We start from the raw sequence: 9,540 nt of genomic DNA, 5'->3' as shown, positions 1-9,540 counted from the left end.
GACGGATGTGGTGACGGTGACGATCACCGGCACCAACGATGCGCCGACGGTTGATGGAACTTGTGTCTGGCTGCCAAGCGATCCATCGCAACAGACACCGGGCTATAGTGCGGGCTATCCTCTGTTGGTGGATGTGCCGACAGATCTTGACGGCGAAAATGTCTCCGTCACCGCGACCAATGCACCGACTGGCGTGTTTTACTTCGATGGGGCAAACTACGTCGCCGTGACCGCCAATACGGTGCTTTACAACAGCGCGACCGGATTGAATCTGTTGGATGACCTCGTCTATCGCCCAACTGCGACGGTGGCCGACACGCCGACGACCGTGCTTAATCTGTCCGCTTATGATGGGACTGCCACTACCGCCTATTCCGTCACGATCAATGAGCTTGCGCCCGCAGCAGTTCCTGGCCCGGTGGGTAGCAAGAACAATGGCAGCCAACCGCTCACATCGGGCAATGACGCTTCGATCGTCCAGACATTGCAAGAACCCTTCGTCTCGGCAATCAACGCAGATCCTTCCGACGGAAGCATCACCCTCTACACCAATTTTCAAAGCCAGAATAATCTGGGAGCTTCATTTACTGGTCCGAATGGGCAAGTTTACAATGAAGTTAACCCCGCAGATCAGGGAGGCTTGAACCTCGAAAAGGAAGTAGCGGTTTTCATTACTGTCGATGGCATTCAGTTCCAGGCAGTATTTAGAACCGCAAACGACGACAATACCTGGAATTACGACCCAACCACTCGCCTGATGAGGGCCGTGATCGATTTTGATCTCATTACTCGGGTTACCGGCGGGCCACAGACACTCGCCCAATACCTGGCAACAGCTGCAGGCTCAGTGTCAGCAGGAGACAATTGGACGATCACATACGACGACAACAAGGGCGGCAACGACCAGGCGCGCTACTTTGGATTTGAGATATCGGTCTTTGATCCCGGCAACCCCGCGATCACTGTTGCTGGCGACAACCTGAAGGCTGACTTGATCTACGGCACATCGGGAAATGACAATTTGGCGGGTCAAGGTGGTGACGACCGCATCATCGGCCGCGGCGGCAATGATATTGTCAACGGCGGTGCAGGCAACGATAACCTGAACGGCGGTGCCGGTAACGACACGATCGATGGCGGGGCGGGCATCGATATACTCGATCTGTCAGATGCGACCGGTTCGCTCAATGTCACGCTCGTCCAGAGCGCGAGCAACACCACGCTCAACCTGACCGGAGTGGGACTAGGCACCGACACCTATCGCAACATGGAAGGTATTACCGGCGGTGCGTTCAACGATACGCTTACCGGCTCAAGCGGTGCCGACCATTTGGATGGCGGCTCAGGCAACGATATCCTCACCGGAGGCGATGGCGATGACATCCTGATCGGCGGGCTCGGAAACGACGACCTTTACGGTGGAACTGGGGAAGATATCTTCGTTTTCACCGACACCGGGGCTGGCAATGTCGACGATATCTACGACTTCGTTCTGGCTGATGATGCACTTGATTTGTCTGGCCTTTTTGGACCAGGCGTCGATCACGCTGCGGTCGGCGCGGCTCTGGGCGTGGACAACAGCACCACACCAAATGTGTCGACAGTTACCTTTGACGGAGCCGAAGTCGTCAATCTGGTTGGTACTTATGCTGACAATGATGTCATTAAGGTAATTGTCGATGGCCAGGAGTTCGCTCTGACCATCTAGTCGCATCAGCCTGGAAGGCCAATAACCAATCAACGGAAGGGCCCGCTCGTGAGCGGGCCCTTTCTCTTCAATGCAGATTGGCCCTTCGCACGCACCTAAATCCCCAGTCCCGGCGACACCGCCGACAGATCACTTGGCATGGCCGTCGTGGACCGGGTGCCGCCTGAGAAGCCGTGGATGTAGTTTTTGCCGGCGGCGAAGCTCATGATGGGGAGGTATTGGGCGTAGGCGGTGTCGCGTTGCAGGCGGTTGGTGACGTTGTCGAGGACATAGGCGCCCGAGGCGGTGTGAACCACCAGAACGGCGTGGAACAGGCGGCGGCGGGTGTCCTGGAGGACGACCATCTGTAGCTGGCTATCGGCAACGCCGAGGCTGCGCAGCAGCCAGTATTTGGCAATGGCGAAATCTTCGCAGTCGCCGGCGCCTTTGAGGGCCATTTCGTTGGGGGTGGCCCAGTAATCGCCGGTGCCCCAGACATTGAGGTCTTCGCGGTAGCGCATGGCGCTATTGACCTTGCGGTTGACCAGGTCGAGCAGGTCTCGCTCCGACAGGTTGTTGGCCTGACTGGCGACACTGCGCAATTGGCGGGCGAAATTTGTGTCGCAGCCGCGCAGGCCTTCGCTGGCGCAATTTTCCGAAAACAACCCCGTATAGTCGCGGCTGCGGGCTGTCTGCCACTTGCCGGCGGCCGGCAGGCGGGCGGCGGAAATGGCCACCGATTTGAAGACCCCCAGGCTTGCCGGCGGCCTGCTGGTGAATGTCGGCAGGAGGGTGGTTGAGGGACGCGGTGTCGGCAGGGATACGCTCCGCTCCGAACCGGCAATGGTCACTGCCAGTTGACCGGCAGCGGGCGTCTGTGTCGCGGCAAAGGAGGGGCCGCTTGTCGTCAAAACGACCAGTGCAAGGGCGATAGCGGTGATGCTCTTGAGGGACATGTGCCTCTCCATGTGCTTTGGAGAGAGCATGCCGCTTTCGCGCTAAGACTATGAAAATAAAGATAGTTTTGTTTCGGTAGATTTTATTGCTACAATTTTATCGAGTCGTGGACAGCGAAACGCCTGGTTCGATAAAATTGTTCGCGCGGAACTCAGGGCAAGTTTAGTCCTTTCGGGCATCACGGTGCTCCATTCTTTCGGAGACAGTGCATGGCGACGGACAAATCGGGTTGGCCGGAAGGCGATGAGCCCAAAAATGAGGATCGTCGTGTCAGGAGCACGCCTGAGCCGCTCAATATTGACCCTGCGGATATTGATCCGGCGCTCGGCACCCTTGCCTGGACCCGCTTTGCCACAATTTTGGATGCCCAGAAGTCGAGTGGACAGGAGGGCGCGCTTCTGGTCGTTGACCTCGACCAATCCAGCCGCTCTATCGTCACCATGACCGACGAGAACCGCAATGAGATCCTGCCGCTTCTGGCGGATGCCTTGCGGCGGGCCATTCGCAGCAGCGATCTTGTTGCGCACCTGGATGCCTGCCGGTTCGCCGTCCTATTGCGCGGCGCAGCGCAGGAGACCGCCGGCACAATTGCCGAGCGCATTCATGAATCGGTCGCCAATACCGTATTCCTGATGAGCGAAGGGATCGCCGCGCTGTCTGTGGATGTCGGCGGCGCCTTTTTTGGCCCGGACAGATCTATCGACGGCGAAATCCTGCAAGTGGCCATCGCAAATCTCCATACGGCTCAGCACTCGGCCGTGCGCACGGAACTCGGGTAACAGGTTTCGCTTGCCGTTGGCGCGCCCACAGCGCCGGGCGCAGCAACGTCCGAGTGCCCGATCCTTGGTGGTGGCGGTCGCCCCTCGTCAGGGGCAGGGCCCTTCCGATGCGGGCGCCTCTGTGCGTGCCGGCTAGGTGTTGGCCCAGCCGCCGTCGACAAGGAACTGCTGGGCGGTGATGGCGGCGCTGTCTTCGGCTGCGAGGAACAGGGTCATGCGGGCAACGTCATCGGGGTAGATGCGTCGGGTCAGCGCCTGGCTTTGGTCGATCAGTTGTTCGGCGGCGGGATCGACCCATTCACTAATCTGGCGCTCGGTCATGACCCATCCGGGGACCAGGGTGTTGACACGAATGCCATGCCTGCCCAATTCGCGCGCCATGGAGCGGGTGAGGCCATGCGTTGCTGCCTTGGCGGTCTCATAGAGCGGCAGGCGCGGCACCAAGATCATCCAGCTGATGGAGCCCAGATTGATGATCGAACCGCGTCCGGCGCGGATCATGCCCGGCGCAACCGCTTGCGTGGCGAAGAAACTGTGCTTGAGATTGGTCCCCATGCGCTGGTCCCATTCATCGGGGGTCACATCGGCCCAATCGTGCCGCTCGTCGTGGGCGGCATTGTTGACCAGCACCAGCGCGTCGCCATGGGCCTCGGCAAAGCCTGCAATGGCTGCCTGATAGGCGGCGATGTCGCGCACATCGCAGGAGACGAAGCGTACTTGGTGTCCAGCCTCGGTCAGCTCGGCGGCAAGATTTGCACCGGCTTCGGCCTGAATGTCGATGAAGCCAACCCTGGCCCCCTGGGCGGCGAATTGGCGAACCATAGCCTCGCCGATGCCGGATGCACCACCGGAGATGACGACGGGTGTGTCGGTGAGGCTGGGATAGAGCGCGAAGGGCATGATCTGACTAAACAAACAGGCTCGCATGCTTGGTTTCAAGCACGGGCAGGTGGTCAAGAATACTGCTCAGGTGTTCAGCCATGGCAGCGCGGGCGGCCGGGACGTCACGGGCATCAATGGCGGCCATGATGGCGCGATGCTCACGCACGCGACGCTTCATGTCGGCCTCCGTTTGCAGGGTCAGGTTGCAGACCCGGTCCATATGCGACTTCATGTCGGCAATGGCGATCCAGGCGATGCCGACACCGGCGCCCTTGGCAATGGCGATATGAAACGCCTCGTCATGCTCGCGGAAGCCAGCATGGTCCAGCTTATCGGCATCGATCTCCTGTTGGGCAATCAGCGTCTCGATGCGCTTGCGCTGCCAGGGGTCGAAGCTTTGCGCTGCGCGCTCCACAACTGAATTTTCGACGGATTGACGCACAAACAGCGCCTCGGTCATTTCGCTGGCCGAAATGCGGGCCACGACAGTGCCGCGATGGGGACGAATTTCGATCAGGCGCGAATTGGCCAGGCGAATCATCGCCTCGCGCACCGGCTGGCGTGAGACCCCCAGGCGCGTGGCGATGTCCTGCTCCGAGAGGCGCATGCCGGGCGGCATTTCGAGCTCCACGATGGCGCGTCGCAGGTCTTTTTCAATAGAAGCAGCGGCGCTTTCTGCCGTCTCGGACGTCGGGAAATCCAGAGTCATATGACAACACACTCCGCCCATTGACATCCAGATTCTGGATGCCATACGGTACCATACAATTCCATACAGGTTGCGCAAGTGCGACCCGGATCGACAGGGAGGGGTGGGCCGGAGCCCACAGATGCGATGACCATTCAGCCGCGCTTTCAGGACAATTTCGTTGCACCGAACCTTAGTGATGCGCGGCTTGCCAATCAACGCACCTATCGCATGATGATCGACGGCGTCTCCCGGGATGCCCAGTCGGGCGAAACGATCGCCCGTACCAGTCCAGGGCATCGCCAGAGCGTCATCGCCAACTGGCCGGCCGGCGCGACCGCTGATGCGGAGCTGGCGATAGCTGCTGCCCGCAAGGCCTTCGACACGGGCCCCTGGCCGCGCATGAGCGGGGGTGAGCGCTCCAATATCATGCACAAGGTTGCTGCCGGCATTCTCGAGCATCTGGATGAACTGGCGCTGATCGAATGTCTCGAAACCGGCAAGCCGCTGCTCCAGGCCCGTGGTGAGGTCGATTTTTGCGCCGATATGTGGCGCTATGCGGCGGGCATGGCGCGCGGGCTGGAGGGTGACACCCACAACGCCATTGGCGAGAACCGCCTTGGCCTGGTGCTGCGCGAGCCGGCGGGCGTGGTCGGCATCATAACGCCCTGGAATTTTCCCTTTATCATCGTTTCCGAGCGTGTGCCGTGGGCGCTGGGCGCGGGCTGCACCGTGGTGGTCAAACCCAGTGAATTCACCTCGGGCACGACGGTCCGACTGGCTGAAATCGCGCTTGAAGCGGGCGTGCCGCCGGGTGTGTTCAATGTGATCACCGGCACAGGCCCGGCAGTCGGACAAATCCTCGCCGAAGATCCGCGCGTCGACGTGCTGGCCTTTACCGGCTCAGTGCGGGTCGGCACGCAGCTGGCCTCTATTGCCGCTGCCAATATCAAGCGCGTCGGGCTTGAACTCGGCGGCAAGGGGCCGCAGATCGTCTTTGCCGATGCTGACATCGAGGCCGCCGCCGATGGCATTGCCTACGGCGTCTATCACAATGCCGGACAATGCTGCATTTCGGGCAGCCGGCTGATCGTTCACAACGACATTCGTCCGGCCCTTTTGGATCGGTTGCTCGAAATCTCCAAACGGCTGCCTTATGGCGATCCGCTGGCCGAGACCTCGCGCTATGGCGCCATGGTGTCGGACCAGCATATCGACAAGGTTGCGGCTTATGTCGAACGCGGGGTGGCCGAAGGCGCCGAACTGTTGCTCGGGGGCAGCAAGATGGGCGTCGAGGCGGGCAATTTCTTTGCGCCGACGGTGTTCGACAAGGTGCGCCCGGACATGGCCATCGCCCAGGAGGAAATCTTCGGGCCGGTGCTGGCAACCATTGGTTTCAACACGGCGGAGGAGGCCGTGGCCCTGGCCAATGGCACGGCTTACGGGCTTTCGGCCAGCGTCTGGTCACGCGATCTCGAAACCGCCATCCAGACGACGCGGCGCATTCGGGCCGGGCGCTGCTGGATCAATTCCGTGATCGATGGCACGCCGGAAATGCCGATCGGTGGCTACAAGAAAAGCGGCGTGGGCCGCGATCTCGGCCGCTATGGCTTTGACGAATATTCGCAATTCAAGGGTCTGCACATGACCCTGGGACGGCCGCAGCCCTGGTTTGGATACTAGGGGCGGACGGAAAGAATTGGTCGCGCCTGAGGAGGGGCGGGACCGATGCGGGGTCCGACGAGACCCACAGCTCAATTATGGGAGGGAAACCATGACGTTGAAGAGTTTGAGCACGGCCCTGTTGGCCGGTTGCGTGATGTGTGCCGGAATTGGTGGTGCCATGGCGCAGGACCAGGAGCCGGTTTCGGCCACCATGATCATCTATCTTGATCCGAGCGTGCAGTTCTTCAACCCGGTGGTGAAGGGCGCGCAGGATGCGGCAGCGGCATTCAATGTCGACCTCGATGTCCAGTATGCCAACAACGACCCGGTGCGCCAGAACGACCTGATAGAAAGCGCCATGGCGACCGGCGTTGACGGCATTGCCGTTGCCATTTCGAGCTCCGATGCCTTCGACGACAGCATCTGCGCTGCCGTCGAAGCCGGGATCATCGTCATCGGTTTCAACAATGACGACCTTGAAGGCGCCGCCGGCAATTGCCGCCAGGCCTATGTGGGCATGGACGAGTTCGCCTCGGGCTATGAACTGGGCCAGCGGATGATCGCCGAATTCGACCTCAAGTCGGGCGATACCGTGTTCAACCCGCGTGAAATCCCCGAAGCCAGCTTCGCTGTTGCCCGTGGCGGCGGCATCGAAAAGGCCATGAGCGAGGCCGGGATCACGGTCGAGACCGTGCGCGCCGGACTTGATCCTGCCGAGGCCCAGAACATCATGGCGCAGGCGCTGATTGCCAACCCGAACATCAAGGCCGTGTTCGGCACCGGTTCGGTAACCTCGACAGTGGGCGCGGGCGCTATCCGCGATGCCGGTGTCGATGTGCCGTTTGGCGGGTTCGACCTGGCGGTGGAAATCGTCGAGGCCGTGGAATCGGGCGCCATGTTCGCCACCATGGATCAGCAGCCCTACCTGCAAGGCTATCACCCCATCGCCATGATCGCCCTGGCGGCGCGCTATGGCCTCACCCCCACCGATGTCGACACCGGGCAGGGTGCTTTCCTTGACCAGTCCCGCATCAGTGCCGTGAAGCCGCTGATCGGCACCTATCGCTGATCAATAAAGACCCCGGCCATGTCCTCCGGCCGGGGTCACTCTTTTATTGGACCTGGACATGACCGTGACCGAACTTTCCAATGATCGCGCCACGCCGCAACGGCGTTCGGCAGCGGACTGGCTGCACCACCTGCTGAGCATGCCGGCAGGCGCCATCCTCCTGGTGTTTCTCGTCGTGCAACTGGCCTGCATCATCGCCGGCTTGATGTTTCCTGACGACTTCCGCTACCTCTCATCGGCCAATATGGGCATCATGATGCGCTCGGTGCCGGTGCTCGGGTGCCTGGCGCTTGGCGCCGGCATCCTGATGGTCGCGGGCGAGTTCGATCTTTCCATCGGCTCGGTCTATACGTTCACCGCCATTATCATGGCGATACTGGTGGGTAATGGCGTCGATGCCTTTATGGCTGCGCCGGTCGGGGTGCTGATCGGGGCCGCTATCGGGCTGATCAACGGGGCGCTGACCCTCAGATTCAATCTACCGAGCTTTATCGTGACACTGGGCGGCTTGCTGTTCTGGCGCGGGGCGGTGCTGCTGATCAATGGCGCCGTGCAGGTGCGGTTCGATCCCAACCCGGTGTTCGACGCGATGTTCGCGGGCACGCTGTTCGGCCTCAACGCCGCCTTCGTATGGTTCATCGGGCTGTGCGTGATTTTCTACCTGCTCCTGCATCGCCACCGCTTCGGCAATCATGTGTTTGCGACCGGCGGCAATCGCTCGGCGGCCACGGCCATTGGCGTCAATACTGCTCGGATCAAGCTCATCGCCTTTGCCATTGCGGGCGGGATGGCCGCGTTCGCCGGCATTCTTGCGACCACGCGGGTGGGCAGTGTGCAGCCGGGGCAGGGCGCGGGCCTCGAATTGCAGGCGATTGCCGCCTGCGTGATCGGCGGACTGTCGCTGCGGGGCGGGCGCGGGTCGGTGCTTGGCATCTTTCTTGGGGTGATGCTGATCTTCACGATCACCGATGTGCTGCTGCTGATGCGCGCGCCGGGCTTTTATCTCGACATGTTCATCGCCACGCTAATCGTTGTGGCCTCGATCTTCAACCACGGCCTCGATCGCCGGGGAGGAGCGCTATGAGCCTTCTGGCCCTTCACAACGTCAACAAATCCTTCGGCCCGCTCAAGGCGCTCAATGACCTCAGCTTCGAGATCGGTGAGAATGAAGTGGTCGGGCTGCTGGGCGACAATGGCGCCGGCAAATCCACCACGGTCAACCTGATCTCGGGTATTCACCAACCGACTTCGGGGCACATCTCGGTGGATGGCAAGAAGCAAAGCTTCACCTGCCGCCGTGATTCCGCCGAGGCGGGGGTGGAGACGATCTACCAGAACACCGCGCTGGTGGATTCGCTGTCGATCTCGCGGAACATCTTCCTTGGACGCGAGATTGCCAATCGCTTCGGCATGCTCGACCTCAAGGCGATGCGCGACATCTCCATGCAGGTGCTGGAGAGTGCCGTGCATATTTCAGGCATCGATAGCCCGGATAAACTGGTGGGTGACCTTTCAGGGGGACAGAAGCAGGCGGTGGCCATTGCCCGGGCGGTGTTTTTCAAGCGCCGGGTGCTGTTGCTGGATGAACCGACTTCGGCACTGTCGGTGCGCGAGACAGAAGCTCTGCTGGGCCAGGTGCTCAAGCTCAAGGCGGAGGGCGTGTCGAGCGTGTTGGTGACACACAATCTCTATCACGCTTACCAGGTCTGCGACCGGTTCGTGATCATGAGCCACGGCACCAAGGTGCTTGACGTGCGCAAGGCCGACACGACCATCGAGGAGCTAACCCAGCACGTCGTGCTGACCTAGCCCC

The 9,540-nt window shown here is 60.9% G+C and carries 9 protein-coding genes; 6 read left to right on the top strand and 3 right to left on the bottom strand.

Annotated features, from left to right (window positions below):
* A partial coding sequence (locus NIM87_RS11440) for a calcium-binding protein (protein WP_269468496.1) occupies positions 1-1,708 on the top strand: 1,708 nt, incomplete at its 5' end.
* A 95-nt stretch (positions 1,709-1,803) separates the two neighbouring features.
* Here NIM87_RS11440 and NIM87_RS11435 read toward each other — a convergent pair.
* On the bottom strand, positions 1,804-2,643 hold the full coding sequence (locus NIM87_RS11435; RefSeq protein ID WP_254674787.1) for a transglutaminase-like cysteine peptidase: 840 nt from the start codon (positions 2,641-2,643) through the stop codon (positions 1,804-1,806).
* Between the two features lie 210 nt (positions 2,644-2,853).
* On the opposite strand from NIM87_RS11435, the gene NIM87_RS11430 reads away from it, so the two are divergent.
* Positions 2,854-3,423, top strand: a complete 570-nt coding sequence (locus tag NIM87_RS11430) for a diguanylate cyclase domain-containing protein (RefSeq protein WP_254674786.1) — start codon at positions 2,854-2,856, stop codon at positions 3,421-3,423.
* A gap of 132 nt (positions 3,424-3,555) precedes the next feature.
* Here the strand turns inward: NIM87_RS11430 and NIM87_RS11425 are convergent, their stop codons facing one another.
* Together NIM87_RS11425 and NIM87_RS11420 are read right to left on the bottom strand one after the other, a co-directional pair.
* The gene (locus tag NIM87_RS11425) at positions 3,556-4,323 is read right to left on the bottom strand and encodes an SDR family NAD(P)-dependent oxidoreductase (protein WP_254674818.1); all 768 of its coding nucleotides are present in this window, start codon (positions 4,321-4,323) and stop codon (positions 3,556-3,558) included.
* Positions 4,324-4,330: 7 nt separating this feature from the next.
* Positions 4,331-5,014: a GntR family transcriptional regulator gene (locus tag NIM87_RS11420; protein WP_254674785.1), complete on the bottom strand. Its 684-nt coding sequence runs from the start codon at positions 5,012-5,014 to the stop codon at positions 4,331-4,333.
* Positions 5,015-5,140: 126 nt separating this feature from the next.
* On the opposite strand from NIM87_RS11420, the gene NIM87_RS11415 reads away from it, so the two are divergent.
* From NIM87_RS11415 to NIM87_RS11400, 4 genes are all read left to right on the top strand, one after another.
* Entirely contained in the window at positions 5,141-6,676 is a 1,536-nt protein-coding gene (locus NIM87_RS11415) for an aldehyde dehydrogenase family protein (RefSeq protein ID WP_254674784.1), read from the top strand.
* Positions 6,677-6,767: 91 nt separating this feature from the next.
* Positions 6,768-7,727, top strand: a complete 960-nt coding sequence (locus tag NIM87_RS11410) for a sugar ABC transporter substrate-binding protein (RefSeq protein WP_254674783.1) — start codon at positions 6,768-6,770, stop codon at positions 7,725-7,727.
* A gap of 58 nt (positions 7,728-7,785) precedes the next feature.
* Positions 7,786-8,811, top strand: coding sequence for an ABC transporter permease (locus tag NIM87_RS11405; RefSeq protein WP_254674782.1), 1,026 nt, complete (start codon positions 7,786-7,788; stop codon positions 8,809-8,811).
* Complete coding sequence (locus NIM87_RS11400) at positions 8,808-9,536, top strand: ATP-binding cassette domain-containing protein (RefSeq protein WP_254674781.1); 729 nt, start codon at positions 8,808-8,810, stop codon at positions 9,534-9,536. The genes NIM87_RS11405 and NIM87_RS11400 overlap by 4 nt, the downstream gene beginning before the upstream one ends.
* Positions 9,537-9,540: the final 4 nt, after the last annotated feature.

This window comes from Devosia ureilytica (genome assembly GCF_024273195.1).
Taxonomy (GTDB): Bacteria; Pseudomonadota; Alphaproteobacteria; order Rhizobiales; family Devosiaceae; genus Devosia; species Devosia ureilytica.
This window is presented reverse-complemented; position numbering and strand designations above follow the sequence as displayed.